This is a genomic window from Paraburkholderia sp. J63 (assembly GCF_905220245.1).
Taxonomy (GTDB): domain Bacteria; phylum Pseudomonadota; class Gammaproteobacteria; order Burkholderiales; family Burkholderiaceae; genus Paraburkholderia.
Map to the genome: position 1 here is coordinate 150477 of NZ_CAJMZF010000013.1, position 20237 is coordinate 170713.

The window sequence follows — 20237 nt, forward strand, 5'->3', positions numbered from 1 at the left end:
TCAGGTCAACGCGTCATGCCTTCATATTCCAATGGCCATGGCGCGCGTTCGTCCATCAACGCGATCTCTGCGTGCCCCAGCCCATACGCCGCATAAAGTGCGAAATCGATCTCCCTTGCAAGCGCCTCGCATTGCGCTTCTTCAACGCCCGCCCGCTTTAACCGCAGCAACGCGTCCACCATGCGCGCGATCTCCATGCGCACGGCCGCATCCGCAGGCACCGGTAATGCGTCGATCATCGCCTTCGTGAATGCCACGCCACCGTTATAGCTCGATGCCCCATAGCGCGCGCGCGTAACGAACCCCGCGAGCGGACAGTTGAGTACCGCGGCCGCGAATTTCAGCAGGTCTTCATCGTCGGAACGCAGGATTAGTGTCGTCTTGCCGGGTATCGTGTCGCCGGCGAGATCAAGCGTCGCGTGCAGATGCGTGAGGCCTTTCACGATCACTTTTTTCGCATCCGCCTTGGCGCGGTAGCTGTTCGAAAACGTCCCCGTGAAACGCGCTCTCTCGACCACGGGCTGCGCGTAGCGGCGTCCGAGATAGGTCATGGGCTTGCTGTTCCAGCGCGAAGCATAAGGGCCCAGCGTGCCGGTGTTGACCACGCGATAGTGACGATGCGCGTCGAAGCCGTCCTGCGCTTCGTCGATCAACGGCGCGAGCCGGTAGGCGTCCGAAGTCGCGCACGCGTTCTCGCAGCGCAGCAGCGAGCCCAGCGCTGGATGCCCGCGCATGAGCCGCTGCACGAACGCATAGTGCGGCGAGAGCAGCGCATCGAGCGTCCATGGCGCTTCGATGTCGCGCTTGTGCACGCGCGCGAGCTGTGTCAGTGCTGTGCCATCGAGGCGAGCCGTTTCGATACAGTCTGTGCAGGACTTGCGATAAACCGTCACGATCGAATCGACCTGCGCGCGCTCGAACACGTCGCGGCCCAGCACGACGATACGCGCGATCTTGTCGAGATGATGCGAGCGGAACGCGGCGCCGAAGGGCTTCGCGAGCCATTTGTCGGGCGTGAGGAAGGCCATCGTTCCGTGCTGTGCGGTAAGCGCGAGGCCAAGCTCCATGAAGACGATGTAAAGGTCCCAGTTGCCACGCGCGCTCGGCCAGCGTTGCGCGAGCGCTTCGCGCAGCGGCTTCTGGCCTTCGTTGATCATGCGCTCGGAATCGATATACGGCGGGTTGGCAATGACGACATCGAAGCCTGCGGACGCGTTATCGCCAGCGTAAATCTCGGGGAATTCGTGGCGCCAGTCGAAAGCATCGGCGTGGGCAATTATTGTTTCGTTCTGCTTTGCGTCTAAGGCGATGTCGCTGAGCGCCGCATTGCCTTGCTTCAGATGGACCGTGAAATCCGGTAGCGTGGCGAAGACGCCTTGGTCGTCGTACCCTGAGTGGGCGAGCAATTCAAACGCAAGGCGCAGGCGTGCCAGGCCCAGCGCCTGAGCATCGATGTCCACGCCGAAGAGATTGCGTTCGACGATCGCGCGCTTCTCGCGATAAAGCGCGGTGTCGATGTGTTGTTGCTGCGTGCGCGCGAGATCCTTCGTGCCTTCGATGACGAGGCGGTCCTCCATCGCTTCGACGCGCAATCCCGCGAGAGCGTGATTTTCCTGATCGTCGAATAATCTGAGGCGCGACTTTATCGCGAGCAGTTCGTCAAGCGCGGAGGCGAGCAGATGTCCGGTGCCCACCGCCGGATCGCACACGCGCAGTGTGGCTAGTATCGTGCGTGCTTCTTCGCGGTCAGCAATTGTTTTGGATAACTGATCGATAGTCGTGCACTGCCAACCCTTGATGTGATTGAAGCGTCCGAGCACCGCGCCCGCGATGGCCTCGCGCGCGAGAAACGTGGCCACGCTGCCCGGCGTATACCATGCGCCGTCGCGATAGCCGTTGAGTTTTTCGAAGACGAGGCCGAGCGTCGCGGCGTCGACGCGCCTTTTTTCCGCGCGCGCGTTTGCGTCTTCATTGGCGTCGAATCCGAATTCGAACGCATCGAGGAAGTCGAGCAGATCGCTGACCGTATTGCGCGCGTGCGGCGCCTGCGCGGAATCCAGCGAGCCGAGTGTGATCGCGTGCCCCACGAGATCGGCGGGCTCGAACATGGAGCCGTCGAAGCGCGGCAAATGCGGGTAGCGGCGCGCAGATCCGGCTTTGGCAGGACCATTGCCGAGGACTTCGCGGCAGAGCGCATCGAGCTCGGCGAAAGTGCGGATGCGCTCGCTGCGCAGGAAGGCATAAGCCGGATCGCGCTCGTGCAGCACGAGGAGGCGCGCTTCGAGCAGCTTGAGGAACATGACGCGGCCGATCCAGGCGATGCAAAGCTGCAGCGCTGTGCGAAAAGCGAGCGCTTCCAGATCAGGTGGGCAGGACTGATCGAGCGCATTCAGCGCAGGCGTTTCGCACCCCTTCATGCAGGCGATTACGAGCTCGACAAGCGCGCTGGGTCTACGTTCATCCGGCGCACAGCGCGCAACGACGGTCTTGCCGCCCGCCACGCTTTCCCGCAGGCCGGCGATATGCAGCAACCCGGCATAGAAGCCCGCGTCGAGTCCATCGCGCCTCGCGCGGGCGCGTCGCGTGCCGGCGCCGCCTGCGCGTTTTGCACGACTCGTCTGATTCGTCTCTGCCATGTTCTGGTTGTGCGCCCCTGCGCGGATTGCCGCTCATTTTACTGGCCGCGCGCTGCCATTCGGCCTATGCCATCCGGACGGGTCGACGTTCGGGCGGCGGTGCGCGATGATGCCGTCATGCCGGCACGATGGGCGTCCCGGCGCGGCGTATGGCCATGCTCTGCTATATCATGGCGCCGCATATCGAGGCGCGCCGTCACGGCGAGCCGTCAAGCACTCGAATCCTATGACCGACTTTCCCACCTTGAGCTGGCCCGACACGGACGGCCCGCGCACCGTCCGCTGGCGTTCGGAGGCGGGCGTGCCGGCGCCGAAGCGTGTCGTGGTTGCCGATGACCGCACCACGGCCGACACGGCCTACCATCTCGCCTGCGAAGGCACCGCACTGCTGTGGCGCGGCGACTATCAGAATGCGCGGCAATTGCTGCTGGCCATGGCGCGGCGCGCCGATCGTCCCTCGGGCAAGTCGCGCAAGGCCTCCGCCACGCCGAAGCCGGTGGCTACGCCGCTCGAGGCGTTTCATCTGCATCGCCAGGCGCAGGCGCAGCGTGCGCGCACGCTCGGCATGATTCTGCTGCCGCTCGAAGGCGATTATTCGATCCCGTTGCGCCGCGCGCCCGATGTCAAGCTCGCGTGCGAGCAGGCATGGGGGGCGGCCGACGGTGAGCCGTCGGCGGTGTCGCTGCGCGAGATCCTCGGCTTGGTCGGCGCGTATGAGTGGCGCAAGAAGGGCGTGGAGATTCCCGCGCTCGACGGCGCGCACATTCATCCGTACTACGGCGTGTTTTCGCCGGTGCGCGGCGAGTACCTCGATCTGGTGGCGCGCGTGCCGTTGCCGTCGCTCGAGCGCGCGTTCGATATCGGCACGGGCACGGGCGTGATTGCCGCCGTGCTGGCTGCGCGCGGCGTGAAGCACGTCGTCGCCACCGATCAGGATGCGCGGGCGCTCGCCTGCGCGCGCGAGAACCTTGCGCAACTCGGCTATGGCGAACGCGTGGAGGTGGTCGAGGCCGACCTGTTCCCGCCGGGGCGCGCGCCGCTCGTGGTCTGCAATCCGCCCTGGGTGCCGGCGCGGCCGGCGTCGCCCATCGAATATGCCGTGTTCGATCCCGACAGCCGCATGTTGCGCGGCTTTCTCGCCGGTTTGAAGGACCATCTGGAGCCGGGCGGCGAGGGCTGGCTGATCCTCTCCGATTTTGCGGAGCATCTGGGCCTGCGCACGCGCGAGGCGCTGATAGAGATGATCGTGCAGGCGGGGCTCGAAGTGGCCGGGCGCGAAGACATCCGGCCGCGCCATCCGAAGGCGAGCGATCCCGCCGACCCGCTGCACCGGGCCCGCGCGGCGGAACTCACCTCGTTGTGGCGCCTGAAGCCGCGCGCCGGGTCGTAAAAGGCAACCTGTCGCCTGCGCCTCGGGTGGCGCATGCGAGCCGTCAATCGGGGTGGCATATTGCGGCGGCAAAAAAGGAGGTGGCCCGGCGAGGTGCCGGGCCCAACTGGGGGGCAGGCGGCAGCGCCTGCCCGAAAGCCATCTCAGCGGCGGCTAGCCGGATTGGCCGGACTAGCCTGGATAAGCCTCATCGACTCTCAGGCCGGCTAGCTTGAAGATCACTCTGAGCGTTTGTGGCTTGATGTCCCTGCGCGCTGCCAGCGCGGACATCACGAAATCGAGCACTTTGGCGTACTTCAGCAAGATCAGGCAGCTCTCCAGATCCGCCGCGCCATCGCGCATTTCCTCGGCAAGCCGCAGCATCTCGACCGAGATGTCGCGGGCCATCTCCAGCTCCAGTTGCTGCTTTTCCGTCCACTCGGGTACTTCTATGAGCTTGGCAAGCAGTGCCTGGAATTTTTGTTCCGCATTACCGTCCGGTATCGTGTTCATTGCATGCCCCATGCAGGGTCGCGCAGCACCGTGCGTCATCGCGCAGCGGGGTCTGCGCCGTACCTTTGTCATCGCTTCCTGTGAACCCGGAGCGACCTCCCATGCGCGCTTTCCCGGTACGTCGCCGGTGAGTCGCGCCCCAAATTGGTCCTTTCTGGACAGCGGCAGCACTGCGCTGCCGCGTCTCTTTTAATCAACCCCTCCCTGCCGTCCGGACGTGGGTCAGTGATCCGGGCGCTTGAGCCTTTCAACGGTCAGACAATCGGGCCGTCCCCTCAGGACTGCGGCCTCTTTCAGCTTTTTCCGTAAAATGTCATATCCATCTGCCCCGTTCCGTCGCCTGCCGCACGTTTCGCGGTAATTGACGCCTCATTTGTGTGCCGCCCCGATGTCAAGCAAGACTTACGAAATCCGCCCGAACCAGTCGATCGAACTCCTGAAGGAGCTCCATATCCTGACGCGCGACGGCAAGATGAACCAGGACAGCCGCCGCAAGCTCAAGCAGGTCTATCACCTGTTCCAGTTCATCGAGCCGCTGCTCAAGGATCTCAAGGAGGACGGCCACGACGTGACGCTCGTCGACCACGGCGCGGGCAAGTCGTATCTTGGTTTTATCCTCTACGACCTCTTTTTCAAGGAGCTGAAGGACCAGTCGCGCATCTTCGGCATCGAGACGCGTGACGAGCTCGTGCAGCGCTCGCGCGAGCTGGCGCAGCGGCTTGGCTTTCCCGGCATGTCGTTTCTCAATCTTTCGGTGGCCGATTCGATTACGTCGGGGCAACTGCCGCCCACGGTCGATATCGTGACGGCGCTGCACGCGTGCGATACCGCCACCGACGACGCCCTGCGCTTCGCGCTCAAGAAGCACGCGCGCTATATCGTCGTGGTGCCGTGCTGTCAGGCTGAAGTGGCGGGCGTGCTGCGCCGGAACAAGGGCAAGTCGCTCGGTCAGGCGCTCACGGAAATCTGGCGCCATCCGCTGCATACGCGCGAGTTCGGCAGCCAGATCACCAACGTGCTGCGCTGCCTGCAACTGGAGGCGCACGGTTATCAGGTGAGCGTGACGGAGCTGGTGGGCTGGGAGCACTCGATGAAGAACGAGCTCATCATCGCCCAGTACAAGAATTTGCCGCGGCGCCGGCCTACGGAGCGGCTCAATGAAATTCTCGATACGTTCGGGCTGGCCGAGATGCGTGAGCGCTTTTTCGTCGATCAGGTCGATCAAGCCGATCAGGTCGCGCCCGTGGGCTCTGTCGATGCGGGCGAGCCGGCCGATCCTTCGAAAGCCGGCTAAGCGCGCCGACTAAACGTTCTTCAGGCGACCATCAATCACGCGGCGAGGCTCAATCCTCGTCGCCCTCGTCGCGCTTTGCCATCCACGCGCGCCAGCCTTCGAGGCCGAGGCGCCGCAACGTTTCCTGATTGCGTTCGTAGATATCGGCGGCGTCGGGGAACGCGTCCACGGCGCGCTCGATGCTGGCCTCGCGCAGCAGATGCAGGATCGGATACGGCGCGCGGTTCGTGTAGTTCTCGATGTCGTCGGGCTCGGTGCCTTCGAACCGATAGTGCGGGTGGAAGCTCGCAATCTGCAGCGTGCCTTCGAGACGCAACTGGGCGAGCAGCAAGTCGGCGAAATGGAGCGCGTCGTTGTAGTCGAGGAAGTCGGCGAATGCGTGCGGGAGGATCAGCAGCGTCGTGTCGATCTGTTCCGGGTCGGCATCGGCGAGGGTGCGCAGTTCGGTTTCCAGATCGGCGAGCACGCCTTCGAGGTCGGTTGCCTCGCTGATCGCATAACGAATCTGGCCCTTCACATGCACGCTCTTCGCGAACGGGCAGAGGTTCAGGCCGATCACGGCCCGCGTGAGCCAGTGGCGGGTGGCGGCGAGGATCTCGGCGTGTTCGGGCTGGGCGCCTGGGGCGCGGGGAGCGGCGGTGTCGGTCATGGCGGCATTTTACCGGTGCGCCGGCGCGGCCCACGCAGGCGTCGTGCGCGGTGTATCGGCGCGTGGGTAACGTGGGGCATGCGTGGGCTCGGGCCGTGTCCTGATTCGTCTGCGCAGAACTATCCTCAGGCCGCGCCCTCGTTCGCGTGTGCAGCACCACCTGCGGCGATACCCGGCGCCCCGCACGCGGCGTCGATCAGCAGTTTCGCCATGCGCGGCGCCGCGAGTATCGGCCCGCAGCCGGGCCCGTAGGTCTGACTTGCCGCGTAGATGCCTTCGATCAGCAAGGCGAGTTCGTCGGCGAGCGCTGCGGGGTCGGCTGCGTTGGCGGCGCGCGCGAGCTCGTTCAGCCGCGCGATCAGCTTCGACTTGTTGTCGATCACGCTTTGCCGCGCCGGATGCGTGGCGTCCGGAAACTCGGCCGCGACGTTGACGAACGGGCAGCCCCGATAATCGGGTGCCGACGCGCGCTGCGCGAGATCCTCGAAATACTGGACCAGTTGCCTTGCGGGATTGCCGGGATGCTTCGCGATGCTCGCCTCGAGGCGGTCGAAGAAGCGCTCGTCGCAGCGCTTCAGATACGCGACCACCAGATCGTCCTTCGACGAGAATTGCCGGTACAGGCTCATCTTGTTGACGCCCGCGCGCTCGACCACGGCTTCGATGCCCACCGCGCGCACGCCTTCGCGATAGAACAGCTCATCGGCGGCACGCAGCAGATGCTCGTGGGCGCGCGGGCCGGCCGTCTGGGTGCGCGCGCGGCTCGGGCGCGCGGTGGCCGGCGCGGCGGGTTGGGTTGGGGCGTCGTCCTCGCGTTTGGGCAGGTTGGACATGGTAGGCATCTCGTCATCGGGGTTACGCTTGACATGTTACCGAGCGGTCACTACTATCGCAACACACTTGTGACCGATCGGTAACAATCCGTGTGATCCGCGGGTTGGCAGGGACGAAAGGCACGGCAGAAGAACGTCAACGAAGCTGGCTCCAGACGGAGCCGGCAACCAGAATGCATGGGATCCGCGAGCTAACTCGGGATCGACAAGGAGCACGGATGAACTGGGCAGCGAGGATGGTCGGCGGGCGTTTTCACTACGCGTGGATCGTCGTGGCGGTGGTGTTTCTCGTGCTGCTGGCCGCGGCCGGCACGCGCGCGACGCCAAGCGTGATGATGGTGCCGCTCGAGCATCAATTCGGCTGGAGCCGCGCGACGATCTCGCTGGCGATTTCGGTGAACATCGCGCTGTACGGGCTCATGGGCCCGTTCGCGGCGGCGGCGATGCAGCGCTTCGGCGTGCGGCCCACGCTGCTCGCGGCGCTCGGTACGATGGCGGCGGGCGTGGCGCTGTCCGCGCTGATGACGCATCCGTGGCAGATGATCCTGATCTGGGGCGTGATGGTGGGCGGCGCAACGGGTGTCGCGGCGCTCTCGCTTTCGGCGACGGTCGTCACGCGCTGGTTCACCACGCATCGCGGCCTCGCGATGGGCGTGCTCACCGCGAGCTCGGCCACGGGGCAGCTCGTGTTTCTGCCTTTCCTTGCGGCGATCGCCGAAAAGCACGGCTGGCAGCCCGTGGTGCTCGTGGTCGCGCTGGCGGCCGCCGTGGTGCTGCCGCTGGTGGCGTTCCTGTTGCCGGAGCGGCCGGCCAGCATGGAGCTGCGCCCGTACGGCGAGCCGCATGACGCGCCCATCGCGCCGCCCGCGCCGCAGGAAAATCCCATCAAGCTCGCGTTCGGCGCACTCACGTCGGCCAGCCGCACGCGCGACTTCTGGCTGCTGTTCTTCAGCTTTTTCATTTGCGGCGCGAGCACGAACGGCTATGTCGGCACGCACCTGATCGCCATGTGCGGCGACTACGGCATGACGGAAGTGCAGGGCGCTTCGCTGCTCGCGACGATGGGCATCTTCGACCTGTTCGGCACGACGCTCTCGGGCTGGCTCTCCGACCGCTTCAACGCTCGCGTACTGCTGTTCTGGTACTACGGGCTGCGCGGCCTGTCGCTGATCTATCTGCCGCACGCCTTCGGCATCGACTTCTTTGGATTGCCTATCTTCGCCGTGTTCTACGGGCTCGACTGGATCGCCACCGTGCCGCCGACCGTGCGGCTTGCCACCGACGTCTATGGCAAGGAGCGCGCGCCGATCATCTTCGGCTGGGTGGTCGCGGGCCATCAACTGGGCGCGGCGTTTGCTGCGTTTGGCGCAGGGCTGCTGCGCTCGAGCCTCGGCACGTACACGGTGGCCTCGATGATCTCGGGCGGGCTCTGCCTGATCGCCTCGTTCCTCGTGCTGCGCATCAACCGCGGGCCGCGCGCAGTTGGCGTGCAGACGGCGGCTTGAGCGGCGCTGGCGGCTCGGGCGGCACTTTCTTTGCTTAAGCGCGTTTCACCGGGCGCGGGTATGCTGTTGGGCCCGGGCGAGCGCCCGCAACCCTCAAGGACAGACAAGGCATGACGAAGCACAAACCCGCACCGACAGCCGTGCCCATCCACGAACTGATCGCTGGCCGCTGGAGCCCGCGCGCGTATTCGAGCGAGCCGGTCTCGCGCGAGGCGCTGCACGCCGTGATCGAGGCTGCGCGCTGGGCGCCGTCGGGCTACAACCTCCAGCCGTGGCGCTTCATCGTATTCGACCGCACGGCCGACGAAGTCGCGTTCAAGCGCGCCTTCTCGACGCTCGTGCCGTTCAACCAGCAATGGAATGCGCCCGCGCCGATCCTGATCGCGGTCACGGCGCAGACGCTCAACGCCAAGGGCGAAGTGAACCGCACGGCGCAGTACGACGCAGGCGCGGCGGCGATGTCGCTGGTGCTGCAGGCCCATGCGCTGGGACTGGCCGCGCACCAGATGAGCGGCTTCGACGTGAACGCGTTCCGCAAGGAGTTCGCGCTGCCGAACGACGTGGAGCCGCTCGCGATCATCTCGATCGGCCATTACGGCGAATCCGAAAAGCTCGATCCGGTGCTGCGCGACCGCGAGAAGGCGGAGCGCACGCGCTCGGCCGTGGGCGACATCGCTTACGCGAACGCCTGGAAGCAGCCGTTCAAGGGCTGATGCGTCAAAGCCGGCCTTGAGCCCGGCAGCAAACGAGACGCGCGGCACAGCCCGCGCGTTTTTCCTGGCGGGGGCCGCATCCCCTCCCTTCGGTTGCCCCGCGCCGCGCTTTCGTGATACAAAGCCGGTCCTCCCAGCCTTCCTCCTCGCGCGCGTCCGCTGCGCGTCATTGCCATGACCCCGTTTTGCGCGATCGACTTCGGTACTTCCAATTCGGCCGTGGCGCTGCCAGGCGCCGCACCGGGCGAGGCCATGCGCCTCGCGCCCGTGGAAGGCACGCACACCACGCTGCCCACCTCGGTGTTCTTCAATACCGACGAGCACACCCGCGAATTCGGCCGCGCCGCGCTCGCGTCCTATATCGACGGCTTTGACGGGCGCCTGATGCGCTCGATGAAAAGCATCCTCGGCTCGCCGCTCGCGGAAAGCACGACCGATCTCGGCGACGGCAGCGCAATCCGCTACACGGAAATCATCGCGATCTTTCTCGATCACCTGAAGCGCAGCGCCGAGCGGTGCGCGGGCGCATCCATCACGCGCGCGGTGCTGGGGCGCCCGGTGTTCTTCGTCGACGAAGATCCGCGCGCGGACCAGCTCGCCCAGGATCAGCTCGAAGCGGCCGCACGCTCGGTGGGTTTTCAGGAGATCGAGTTCCAGTACGAGCCGATTGCGGCGGCGTTCGACTACGAGTCGCGCCTGACCGACGAGGGCCTCGTGCTCGTGGCCGACATTGGCGGCGGTACGTCGGACTTTTCGCTGGTGCGCGTCGGGCCGCAGCGCATGACGCGCCTCGAGCGCAAGGACGACGTGCTCGCCCACCATGGCGTGCACGTGGCGGGCACCGATTTCGACCGCCGCGTCGAGCTGGTGACGATCCTGCGCGAGCTCGGCTACCAGTCGCTCGACCCGGAAGGGCGCGAAGTGCCGAACCGCGTCTATTTCGATCTGGCGACCTGGCACCTCATCAACACGGTCTATACGCCCAAGCGCGCGGCCGAGCTCAAGCTCATGCGCCATCTGTACTGCGACACCGCGTATCACGACCGTCTGATACGCGTGGTCGAATGGCGTCTGGGCCACGCGCTGGCCGCGCATGCGGAGGAAGCGAAGATCGGTGTGTCGGCGGGCGGGGAAACGATGATCGATCTGGAGCAGGTGGAAGCCGACCTGCGTCTCGCGTTCGACGACGCGCAACTGATCGATGCCGGCCGCGAGGAAACGCGCCGCATCGTGCAGGCCGCGCGCGATACCGTCCAGGCGGCCGGCGTGGCGCCGGGCGCGGTGAACGCGCTGTACTTCACGGGCGGCTCCACAGGCTTGCGGTTCCTGACCCAGGCGCTCGCCGAAGCCTTCCCGCAGGCGCAGCCGGTTTTCGGCGATCGCCTCGCCAGCGTGGCGACCGGACTCGGCATTCACGCGCAACGTCTGTTCGGCTAAATGGCCCGCGCGACGGCGCAAAAGCAGCAGGCGATAAAAAACCCCACCTTCGAGGAGAAGCGTGGGGTTTTTCGGTAAGCTTGCCAGTCAGGACCAGAGGTTGGAGTCCCGACGGTCAGAGCAGATCCTTAGACCGGCTTGATGTTTGCAGCTTGCTTGCCCTTCGGGCCCGTGCGCACTTCAAATTGAACCTTTTGGTTCTCTTGCAGCGTCTTGAAGCCGTCAACCTTGATTTCCGAGAAGTGTGCGAACAGATCTTCGCCACCGCCGTCCGGGGTGATAAAGCCAAAGCCCTTAGCGTCATTGAACCACTTGACGGTACCGGTTTCCATATTACTTTCCTAAAAATGAATGAAGGCCGAAGCCAAAAAGAGGTGCACGAAAATCAAGGAAGGGGTATGGGACCAGCCGGAGTACCGTTGATGGGCGAACTACGAAAGACCTATTCACACTCGCCGCTTGAAATCCTGCTCGAACTTTATACGGCGAATCGGAAGGAAGGTCAACTAGGACCCAGGGAATCTCCATATATTTTTACAACGGGGTCGAAACAAATCCTTACAAAGCTTGCTAAATAATTGTTTTTTTTGTAGTGCGAGTAAAGATTTTTGACGCCTTTTGATGGTGCAACCGTTAAACTACGCGCCGCGCAGGAGTTGCGCCTTCGGGCGCAATCCGACTGCGCGCAGGTGCGACTGCCGCCCGAGCCCTGCCCGCACAACAGACGGGGCAAGCGGTGTTGAACTGCTCTTGAAACAGGAGAAGACGTGAAAAGTTCTATTCAACGGAACATCGGGCCCTTCGCGCTGATGTTTACCGGCCTCGGCTCGATCATCGGTTCGGGCTGGCTGTTCGGCGCGTGGAAGGCTGCCAAGATTGCCGGTCCCGCCGCCATTTGCGCCTGGATCATCGGCGCCGTGGTCATTCTTGCCATTGCGCTGACCTACGCCGAGCTCGGCGCAATGTTCCCCGAATCGGGCGGCATGGTCCGCTACGCGCGTTACTCGCACGGCGCGCTGGTGGGCTTCATCAGCGCCTGGGCCAACTGGATCGCCATCGTTTCGGTCATTCCGATCGAAGCCGAAGCCTCGATCCAGTACATGAGCACCTGGCCCTATCCCTGGGCGCACGCATTGTTCGTTGATGGATCCCTCACGCATTCAGGGTTATTCCTCTCGGCGCTGCTCGTGATCATTTACTTCATGCTCAATTACTGGGGCGTGACGCTCTTCGCGCGAGCCAACAGCGCCATCACGATCTTCAAGTTCATCATCCCCGGTCTCACGATCGCCGGCTTGATGGCGACGGGCTTCCACCACGAGAACTTCGGCCAGTCGACCGACTTCGCGCCCTATGGCTGGTCGGCGGTGTTCACGGCGGTTGCGACGAGCGGCATCGTGTTCGCGTTCAACGGCTTCCAGAGTCCGATCAACCTCGCCGGCGAGGCGCGCAATCCATCGAAGAGCGTGCCGTTCGCGGTGATCGGCTCGATCCTCTGCGCGCTCGTGATCTACGTGCTGCTGCAGATCGCGTACATCGGCGCGGTTAGCCCGGCCGACGTCATGAAGGGCTGGAACACCTTCAACTTCAAGTCGCCGTTCGCCGAGCTCGCGATCGCGCTGAACCTGAACTGGCTGGCGATCCTGCTCTACGTGGACGCGTTCGTGAGCCCGAGCGGCACCGGCACGACCTACATGGCCACGACCTCGCGCATGATCTACGCGATGGAGCGCAACAACACGATGCCGAAGATGTTCGGCAACGTGCACCCGTTCTACGGCGTGCCGCGCCAGGCGATGTGGTTCAACCTGCTCGTCTCGTTCATCTTCATGTTCTTCTTCCGCGGCTGGAGCTCGCTCGCGGCGGTGATCTCGGTGGCGACGGTCATCTCGTACCTCACCGGCCCGATCGCCCTGATGGCGCTCAAGCGCGCCGCGACGGATCTCGAGCGTCCGCTCTCGGTGCCGTTCATGCGCGTGATCGCACCGTTCGCGTTCGTGTGCGCGTCGATGATCCTGTACTGGGCGAAGTGGCCGCTGACCGGCGAAATCATCCTGCTGATGATTGTCGCGTTGCCGGTGTACTTCTACTTCCAGGGCAAGGAAGGCTGGGCGGGCTGGGGCCAGGACCTGAAGGCCGCATGGTGGCTGTGTGCGTACCTGCCGACGATGGCTATCCTCTCGCTGATCGGCAGCAAGCAATTCGGCGGCTACAACATCCTTCCGTATGGCTGGGACATGCTGGTGGTCGCGATCATCTCGCTCGGCTTCTACTACTGGGGCGTGAACTCGGGCTATCGCACGCCGTATCTGGAAGAGCGCACGGAGCACGACGAAGTGCTCGAAGGCATCGGCGCGCATTAAGCAGCGCACCATGCCAGCTTGAGCGGCCTGCTGAAGCGGCGCCGCCACAAAACACAAGGCCCGCCTGAAGCGATTCAGGCGGGCCTTGTTGCATGGTGCTGCGAGTGTTATTGGGGCGCTGAGCCGAACACGTAGTTCGTCATGGCCAGCGCGCGCTGGTAGGTGCCGAGCGACTGGACGCCCAGCGTGTAGTCGTCGTCGGCGGCGCCGAGCGCGGCGAAGACCGGCAGCAGATGCTCGTCGGTGGGGTGCATGAGCACCGCGTGCGGCGCCTGGTGGCGGTAATCGAGCAAGGCGTCGATGTCGCGCGCGGCGAGACGCGCCTCGAACCAGTCGGTGAATTCGGCCACGCGCGGATCGGCGTCTTCGGGGCGCGCCGAGAAGTCCGCGGCACGCAGGTTATGGGTGATCTGGCCCGAGCCGATCACCATCACGCCTTCCTCGCGCAACTCGCGCAGCGCGCGGCCGAGCGCGAAGTGGTGGGCGGCGTCGGCGTGCGGCTGGATCGAGAGCTGCGCCACGGGCACGTCGGCTTCCGGAAACATCAGCAGCATCGGCACCCAGGCGCCATGGTCGAGGCCGTGCGCCTCTTCGTCCACGGGCACGCCTTGCGCGCGCAGCAGCGCTGCCGCGCGCTGCGCGGTCTCGGGCGCGCCGGGCGCGGGATAGCGGATCTCGTAGAGCGCGCGCGGAAAGCCGTAGAAGTCGTGGATGGTCTCGGGCTGCTCCGCCGTGCTCACGGTGGGCCGGTGCGTGTTCCAGTGCGCCGAGAGCATCAGCACCGACTTCGGACGCGGCAGGTGCTGCGCGAGCGTTGCAAAGCCGCCGGACGGCAGCGACGGGTCGATCGGCAGCGTGGGCGCGCCGTGCGAGAGGAACAGGGTGGGCGTACGGGTGGTCATGATCGCGGGCCGCGTGAGGCGGCCTGAAAATTTGGGATTGCGATCAATATAAGACCCTACCGTCGAGAATTAAACGGGGCGTAGGAGAATTGATTGTGTCGCAGACATTGATAATCGACCCGCCCTGGCGCCGATATCAAAGCGCTGCGCGACAGTCAGTCGGCGCCGCCGCGCAGGCCCGGCCACGCGGGTGAGAGCGCCGGGCCGAGCGCGAACAGATCGAGCACGCGCGCGACCGTGTGATCGACCATCTCGTCGATGCTGGCGGGCTGGTTGTAGAACGCCGGCAGCGGCGGAAAGATCACGCCGCCCATCTCGGTCACGGCGGTCATGTTGCGCAGATGCGCGAGGTTGAACGGCGTTTCGCGCACGAGCAGCACGAGGCGGCGGCGCTCCTTGAGCGTGACGTCGGCGGCGCGCGCGATCAGGTTGTCGGAGAGGCCGTGCGCGATGCTCGCGAGCGTCTTCATCGAGCAGGGCGCGACGATCATGCCGTCGGTCGCGAACGAGCCCGAGGCGATCGTGGCGCCCACATCGCGCACCGAATGCACGACGTCGGCGCGCGCGTGGAGGTCTTCCTTCGCGAGCTGCAGCTCGTGCTGGATATTGAGCCAGCCCGCCGGCGAAATCAGCAGATGCGTTTCCACGCCGCCGAGGCGCCGCAACGTGTCGAGGATGCGCACGCCGTAGAGGGCGCCCGTGGCGCCGGTGATCGCGACGATCAGGCGGCGCTGCGCGTTCTGCGGCTGTGAGGGCGGGGCGGGAGGCGTGGCGTTCACGAAGGGCGTTAAGCCGCGGCGAACAATTGCTGCAGTTCGCCGTTCTGGTACATCTCCATCATGATGTCCGAGCCGCCGACGAATTCGCCCTTCACGTAGAGCTGCGGAATGGTCGGCCAGTTCGAGAATTCCTTGATGCCCTGGCGGATCGCGTCGTCCTCGAGCACGTTGACGGTCTTGAACTGCTCGACGCCGCAGGCTTTCAGGATCTGCACGGCGCGGCCGGAGAAACCGCACATCGGAAACTGCGCGTTGCCCTTCATGAAAAGGACGACGGCGTTTTCGTCGACGATCTGCTTGATGCGCTGTTGGGTGTCCATGTCTGACCTTGGGATTGATAGATGCTGAAAACGATGAATGCAGAGTGAAATGATAGCGGATTTCGCCTGCGCGGGCGGGGCGCGCCAAGGCGGCCGCCGCCGCTTCGTCGCGTCCCGTCGGCCTTCGCGCTAGCTCGCCCGGCGCCCGCCGCTGATGCGCTCGATGCCGGCGAGATCTGTTTTTGAGCCGACATCGGCGAAACCTTGTGCGTCGAGCAGCGCGCGCACCGCCGCCGCCTGGTCGTAGCCGTGCTCCATCCAGAGCATGCCGCCCGGCACGAGGCGCGCCGGGGCGCCGGCGACGATCGCGCGCAACGCCGTGAGGCCGTCGGCTTCGTCGGTGAGCGCGCCGCGCGGCTCGAAGCGCAGGTCGCCCTGGGCGAGATGCGGGTCGCCGCTCGCGATATAGGGCGGATTGCTCACGATGACTTCGAAGCGCAGCGCGGGATCGAGCGCGTCGTACCAGCTCGCGGCCACGAAGGTGAGCGCGCCGCCGGGGCGCCGCGCGTCGAGCAGCTTGCCGGCGTTGCGCGCGGCCACGTCGAGCGCGGCCTGCGAGCGGTCGACGGCCCACACGCGCGCATCGGGCCGCGCCGAGGCGATGGCCACGGCGATCGCGCCGCTGCCCGTGCCCAGGTCGAGCACGAGCGGCTGCGCGAGGCCTTCCAGCGCGGCCAGCGCCGTTTCGACGAGGAGCTCGGTTTCGGGGCGTGGAATCAGCACGTCGGGCGTGACCTCGAAGTTCAGGCCGTAGAACTCGCGCGCGCCCACGAGTTGCGCGATGGGCTCGCCCTCTGCGCGGCGCGCTTCGAGCACGCGATATGCGTCGATCTGAGCGGCTTCGAGCGGACGCTCGCCGCGCGTGATCAGCTCGGTGCGGCGCCAGCCCAGTACGTGCATGAGCAGCACGCGCGCCTCGAGCGCGGGCAGCGGCGAGGCGCGCAGCAGGGTATCGGCGGTCAGGGCGGGGGCGCTCACGATGCGTTCGTGCTCATCGCGCGTTAATCGGCGTCGCCGAGCGAGGCCAGCTGCTCGGCCTGATGCTCGGAAACCAGTGCGCCGATCAGCTCGTCGAGGTCGCCGTCCATGATCGCTTCGAGGCGATAGAGCGTCAGATTGATGCGGTGATCGGTGAGACGCCCCTGCGGAAAGTTGTAGGTGCGGATGCGCTCCGAGCGGTCGCCCGAGCCCACGAGGCTCTTGCGCGTGGCCGCTTCCTTCGCGTGCTGCTCCTGATACTGCTTGTCCTTGATGCGCGCGGCGAGCACCTTGAGCGCGCGGTCCTTGTTCTTGTGCTGCGAGCGGTCGTCCTGACACTCGACCACGATGCCGGTCGGCAAGTGCGTCACGCGCACGGCCGAATCGGTCTTGTTGATGTGCTGGCCGCCCGCGCCCGAGGCGCGGAACGTGTCGATGCGCAGGTCGGCGGGATTGATCTCGACTTCGCCGATCTCGTCGGCTTCGGGCATCACCGCGACTGTGCATGCCGAGGTGTGGATGCGGCCCTGCGTTTCGGTCGCGGGCACGCGCTGCACGCGGTGGCCGCCCGATTCGAACTTGAGCTTCGAATACGCGGCCTCGCCCGCGAGGCGCACGATCACTTCCTTGTAGCCGCCGAGGTCCGACTCGCTCGCCGACATCATCTCGATCTGCCAGCGGTTGCGCTCCGCGTAGCGCAGATACATGCGCAGCAGGTCGCCGGCGAACAGCGCCGACTCGTCGCCGCCCGTGCCCGCGCGGATTTCGAGGAACACGTTGCGCTCGTCGTTGGGGTCCTTGGGCAGCAGCATCATCTGCAGCTCGTGCTGCAATTGCACCATGCGCTCGCGCGCCGCCTTCACCTCGTCTTCGGCGAAGTCGCGCATCGACGCATCGGAAAGCAGCTCCTTGGCCGCCGTTTCGTCGGCGAGCGCACCTCGCCACTGCGCGTAGTGTTCGACCACCGGCCCCAATTCCGCATGCTCGCGCGTGAGCTTGCGGTACTGGTCGCGGTTCGACGTCACGTCGGGACGGCTCAACAGGTCGTTCAGCTCGGCCAGGCGCGTAGTCAACTGGTCGAGCTTCGATTGCATGCTCGTTTTCATCGGGCGGTACGGAGCGGACTCCGGAAAGGACTGCGGGACAGGGGGCGGCGGGATGATAACCCAGACTTGCGGGTGCGCACGAAGCGTGCGCGGTGGGCGCGGGCGGCGGGAGCCGCCGCTAACGGTCGGCGGAGCCCTCGGAGGCGTCCGGCGTGTTCTCTGCGTTTGATTCGTGCGCTGCGTTCGCTGCGCTTGATTCCGCAGGGCTGGACGCCGCATCGCCGCCCCTGGCGGGCTGGCCATGGCGGTAGAAGCCGCTCATCAGCTCGATGAGCGAATCGCGTTGATCGCCGCTCGAGGTGTTGAGCGCGTGCGTCGGGCCATGAATCAGCTTGTTGGTGAGCGACTGCGAGAGCGCTTCGAGCACCGCCGCCGGGTCGTCGCCGCGCGCGAGCAGCTTGCGCGCGCGCTCGAGTTCGGCGCGGCGCAGGGCGTCGGCCTGGGTGTGCATGTGGCGGATGACCGGCACGATGCTGCGCGAGTCGAGCCACTGCATGAAGTTCGCCACGCGCGTTTCGATGATGGTCTCGGCCTGCGCCACGGCGGCCTGGCGCGAGGCGTTGCCTTCGCGCACGATCGTGCCGAGATCGTCGACGGTATAGAGGAACACGTCTTCGAGCTGGCCGACTTCGGGTTCGATGTCGCGCGGCACCGCGAGGTCGACCATGAAGATCGGGCGGTGACGGCGCGCTTTCACTGCGCGCTCGACGGCGCCCAGACCGATGATCGGCAGCGTGGACGCCGTGCACGACACGATGATGTCGAATTCGTGCATGCGCGTGGGCAGATCGGAGAGCGGAATGGCATGGCCGCCGAAACGTTCGGCAACGTATTTGCCGCGCTCGGCCGTGCGGTTGGCCACCACGAGCTCGCGCGGCTGCTGGGCCGCGAAGTGCGCGGCGCACAGTTCGATCATCTCGCCCGCGCCGATGAACAGCACGCGCTGGTTGGCGATCTTGTCGAAGATGCGCTGTGCGAGGCGCACGGCAGCGGCGGCCATGGAAACCGATTGCGCGCCGATTTCGGTCGTGCTGCGCACTTCCTTGGCCACCGCGAAGGTGCGCTGGAACAGCTGGTTCAAATAGGTCCCGAGCGCGCCGGCCTCGGTCGCGGTGCGGACCGCAGTCTTCATCTGGCCGACGATCTGGGTTTCGCCGAGCACCATCGAGTCGAGCCCCGACGCCACGCGGAACGCATGGCGCACGGCCTCGGACTGCGGCAGCGTGTAGACGTGGGGCGCGAGTTCTTCGGTGCGCAGGCCGTGGTAATGCGAGAGCCATTCCACGGCGGAATCGCGCGAGCTGTGCGCGTCGGTCGCGCAGTAGAGCTCGGTGCGGTTGCAGGTGGAGAGGATGGCGGCTTCGGGGGCGTTCAGGCTGCGCCGCCCGCCGGACCACGCGTCCTTGAACAGCGCGAGGGCGGGCTTGATCTGTTCGAGCGGAAACGCCACGCGTTCGCGCAAGGCGACGGGCGCGGTGTGGTGATTGATTCCGATCGTTAGAAGCTGCATACCGTGGGGCGATGATTTAGGCGGATATTATAACTTTTCCGCGCTTCTGACATTCGCGTCGGCCATGTCAGCCTCCCCCTCGTTTGTTATAGGTAACCGCTCAAGTTGGTAGCCGTAACCGTACAGCGTTGTCAGACGCCAGCCGTGCTCGGGCCCGAGCTGCAATTTGCTGCGCAGCCGCGAGGCATGCGTATCGAGCGTGCGCGACCGAACGTCGCGGTTCAGATTCCAGACGGTTTCGAGAATGCGCGCCCTGGAAACGGGGCGCGATGCGTTGGTGAACAGCAGCAGCGCGAAGTGGAATTCCTTCGGCGTGAGCGTGACGGACTGGCCCCTGAACGACACTTCGTAGCGCGCCGAATCGAACAGATATTCGCCGAAGCCGTGGCGCGCGCGGTTGCGCGGACGGCGCACGCCGGCGCGGCGCAGCAGGGCGTCAATGCGGGCGAGCATTTCGGGACCGCGCACGGGCTTGGCGATGCAGTCGTCGGCGCCCGCTTGCAGGCTCGCGACGATCTCGCTTTCGTGCGGCGAGGCCATCAGCACGATGGCGGGCAGGCCCGGCAGCAGGCGGCGCGCCCGCGGGATGAGTTCGTCCCCGCCCTGGTCGCCGCACCACGAGGCGGCCATCAGCAGGTCGAAGGCGTCGTCTTCGAGGGCTTCGACAAGAGGGGTGCCATGGGGGAAATGCCGGCACGCGTGGCCGCCCGAAATGAGCAGACGCTCGATGATTTCGGCCTGACGTGCGTCCGGTTCGACAAGTGCGATTCGCATAAAGAGTGTCCAGCCGCCGGGGCCGGGCTGCGCTTGCCTTGCGCCACCCCGCCCCCTACACTCAACCGCTACGCGGGAAGCGCCGAGCCGACCGTTTTCCAGTAAAAAAACTGTTGTTAATGAGACAAAACAATGTTAGCTGCCGCGTCGCCACAGGCCTATCGGACTCCTCCGAAAATCCTTAGGACTGGGTGCTGATGGGCTGGCCAGGCATCGTCGTGCTCGGCCTCGCGATCGGCTGCGCGGGATGGCTTTTCCATCCCCTGCGCCGCGCGTCCGGCCCCGCTGGCAGCGGCCTTGCGCTCGCCGTCGCGGCTGCGCTGTTGGGGGCGGCGCTGGCGAAGGCCGCGGGCCGCGCCACCGGCTTCTTCTACGACGGCGAACTGCTCGAATGGCCCGTTTGCACGGCGGTCGCGTTTGTCTTTGTCGCCGTGTCGGTCGCACTCCGCGCGCGTTGCCAGGAATGACCGGCCCGGAATGACCCACGCGGAATGACCCACCGGGAACGACCAACCCGTTCTCGCAATGGAGCGCTCCCACAAGGCGCGCCTCTTTC

General features: G+C 65.6%; 18 protein-coding genes and 1 pseudogene. 7 read left to right on the top strand and 12 right to left on the bottom strand.

What is annotated here, in order from left to right; genetic code table 11:
* Nucleotides 1–5: 5 nt before the first annotated feature.
* Nucleotides 6–2636 carry an Eco57I restriction-modification methylase domain-containing protein gene (locus tag U5775_RS16730; protein WP_322059198.1) on the bottom strand — a complete coding sequence of 877 codons (2631 nt, stop codon included), beginning with the start codon at nt 2634–2636 and terminating at the stop codon, nt 6–8.
* Nucleotides 2637–2862: 226 nt separating this feature from the next.
* Here U5775_RS16730 and U5775_RS16735 point away from each other — a divergent pair, with 226 nt between their 5' ends.
* Nucleotides 2863–4026, top strand: a complete 1164-nt coding sequence (locus U5775_RS16735) for a class I SAM-dependent methyltransferase (RefSeq protein WP_322059199.1) — start codon at nt 2863–2865, stop codon at nt 4024–4026.
* A gap of 171 nt (nt 4027–4197) precedes the next feature.
* On the opposite strand, the gene U5775_RS16740 is transcribed toward U5775_RS16735, so the two are convergent.
* Entirely contained in the window at nt 4198–4518 is a 321-nt protein-coding gene (locus tag U5775_RS16740) for a DNA-binding protein (protein WP_322059200.1), read from the bottom strand.
* Between the two features lie 388 nt (nt 4519–4906).
* Here U5775_RS16740 and U5775_RS16745 point away from each other — a divergent pair, with 388 nt between their 5' ends.
* Complete coding sequence (locus U5775_RS16745) at nt 4907–5812, top strand: SAM-dependent methyltransferase (protein ID WP_322059201.1); 906 nt, start codon at nt 4907–4909, stop codon at nt 5810–5812.
* A gap of 49 nt (nt 5813–5861) precedes the next feature.
* On the opposite strand, the gene U5775_RS16750 is transcribed toward U5775_RS16745, so the two are convergent.
* Together U5775_RS16750 and U5775_RS16755 are read right to left on the bottom strand one after the other, a co-directional pair.
* A complete protein-coding gene (locus tag U5775_RS16750) occupies nt 5862–6461 on the bottom strand; it encodes a DUF1415 domain-containing protein (protein WP_322059202.1) in 600 nt (199 codons plus the stop codon).
* Nucleotides 6462–6586: 125 nt separating this feature from the next.
* On the bottom strand, nt 6587–7294 hold the full coding sequence (locus U5775_RS16755) for a TetR/AcrR family transcriptional regulator (RefSeq protein WP_322059203.1): 708 nt from the start codon (nt 7292–7294) through the stop codon (nt 6587–6589).
* A 218-nt stretch (nt 7295–7512) separates the two neighbouring features.
* Between U5775_RS16755 and U5775_RS16760 the strand changes: the two genes are divergently transcribed.
* From U5775_RS16760 to U5775_RS16770, 3 genes are all read left to right on the top strand, one after another.
* On the top strand, nt 7513–8799 hold the full coding sequence (locus U5775_RS16760) for an MFS transporter (RefSeq protein ID WP_322059204.1): 1287 nt from the start codon (nt 7513–7515) through the stop codon (nt 8797–8799).
* A 110-nt stretch (nt 8800–8909) separates the two neighbouring features.
* Complete coding sequence (locus U5775_RS16765; RefSeq protein WP_322059205.1) at nt 8910–9512, top strand: nitroreductase family protein; 603 nt, start codon at nt 8910–8912, stop codon at nt 9510–9512.
* A 174-nt stretch (nt 9513–9686) separates the two neighbouring features.
* Complete coding sequence (locus U5775_RS16770; RefSeq protein ID WP_322059206.1) at nt 9687–10949, top strand: Hsp70 family protein; 1263 nt, start codon at nt 9687–9689, stop codon at nt 10947–10949.
* A gap of 128 nt (nt 10950–11077) precedes the next feature.
* On the opposite strand, the gene U5775_RS16775 is transcribed toward U5775_RS16770, so the two are convergent.
* Nucleotides 11078–11281 carry a cold-shock protein gene (locus tag U5775_RS16775; protein ID WP_027797379.1) on the bottom strand — a complete coding sequence of 68 codons (204 nt, stop codon included), beginning with the start codon at nt 11279–11281 and terminating at the stop codon, nt 11078–11080.
* A gap of 435 nt (nt 11282–11716) precedes the next feature.
* Between U5775_RS16775 and U5775_RS16780 the strand changes: the two genes are divergently transcribed.
* The gene (locus U5775_RS16780; protein WP_322059207.1) at nt 11717–13312 is read left to right on the top strand and encodes an APC family permease; all 1596 of its coding nucleotides are present in this window, start codon (nt 11717–11719) and stop codon (nt 13310–13312) included.
* Nucleotides 13313–13419: 107 nt separating this feature from the next.
* On the opposite strand, the gene U5775_RS16785 is transcribed toward U5775_RS16780, so the two are convergent.
* From U5775_RS16785 to U5775_RS16815, 7 genes and pseudogenes are all read right to left on the bottom strand, one after another.
* On the bottom strand, nt 13420–14214 hold the full coding sequence (locus U5775_RS16785; RefSeq protein WP_322059208.1) for a class III extradiol ring-cleavage dioxygenase: 795 nt from the start codon (nt 14212–14214) through the stop codon (nt 13420–13422).
* A gap of 155 nt (nt 14215–14369) precedes the next feature.
* Entirely contained in the window at nt 14370–14993 is a 624-nt protein-coding gene (locus U5775_RS16790) for a UbiX family flavin prenyltransferase (protein WP_322059209.1), read from the bottom strand.
* An 8-nt stretch (nt 14994–15001) separates the two neighbouring features.
* Complete coding sequence (gene grxD, locus U5775_RS16795; protein WP_322059210.1) at nt 15002–15313, bottom strand: Grx4 family monothiol glutaredoxin; 312 nt, start codon at nt 15311–15313, stop codon at nt 15002–15004.
* Nucleotides 15314–15442: 129 nt separating this feature from the next.
* Nucleotides 15443–16291: a peptide chain release factor N(5)-glutamine methyltransferase gene (gene prmC / locus U5775_RS16800; protein WP_322059211.1), complete on the bottom strand. Its 849-nt coding sequence runs from the start codon at nt 16289–16291 to the stop codon at nt 15443–15445.
* A gap of 23 nt (nt 16292–16314) precedes the next feature.
* Nucleotides 16315–17397, bottom strand: coding sequence for a peptide chain release factor 1 (gene prfA / locus U5775_RS16805; protein ID WP_322059212.1), 1083 nt, complete (start codon nt 17395–17397; stop codon nt 16315–16317).
* A gap of 241 nt (nt 17398–17638) precedes the next feature.
* Nucleotides 17639–18907, bottom strand: a pseudogene (hemA, locus tag U5775_RS16810) (glutamyl-tRNA reductase); the annotation flags it as partial.
* Between the two features lie 27 nt (nt 18908–18934).
* Complete coding sequence (locus tag U5775_RS16815; RefSeq protein WP_322059213.1) at nt 18935–19681, bottom strand: response regulator transcription factor; 747 nt, start codon at nt 19679–19681, stop codon at nt 18935–18937.
* A gap of 197 nt (nt 19682–19878) precedes the next feature.
* On the opposite strand from U5775_RS16815, the gene U5775_RS16820 reads away from it, so the two are divergent.
* On the top strand, nt 19879–20148 hold the full coding sequence (locus U5775_RS16820) for a hypothetical protein (RefSeq protein ID WP_322059241.1): 270 nt from the start codon (nt 19879–19881) through the stop codon (nt 20146–20148).
* The last annotated feature ends 89 nt before the right edge of the window (nt 20149–20237 follow it).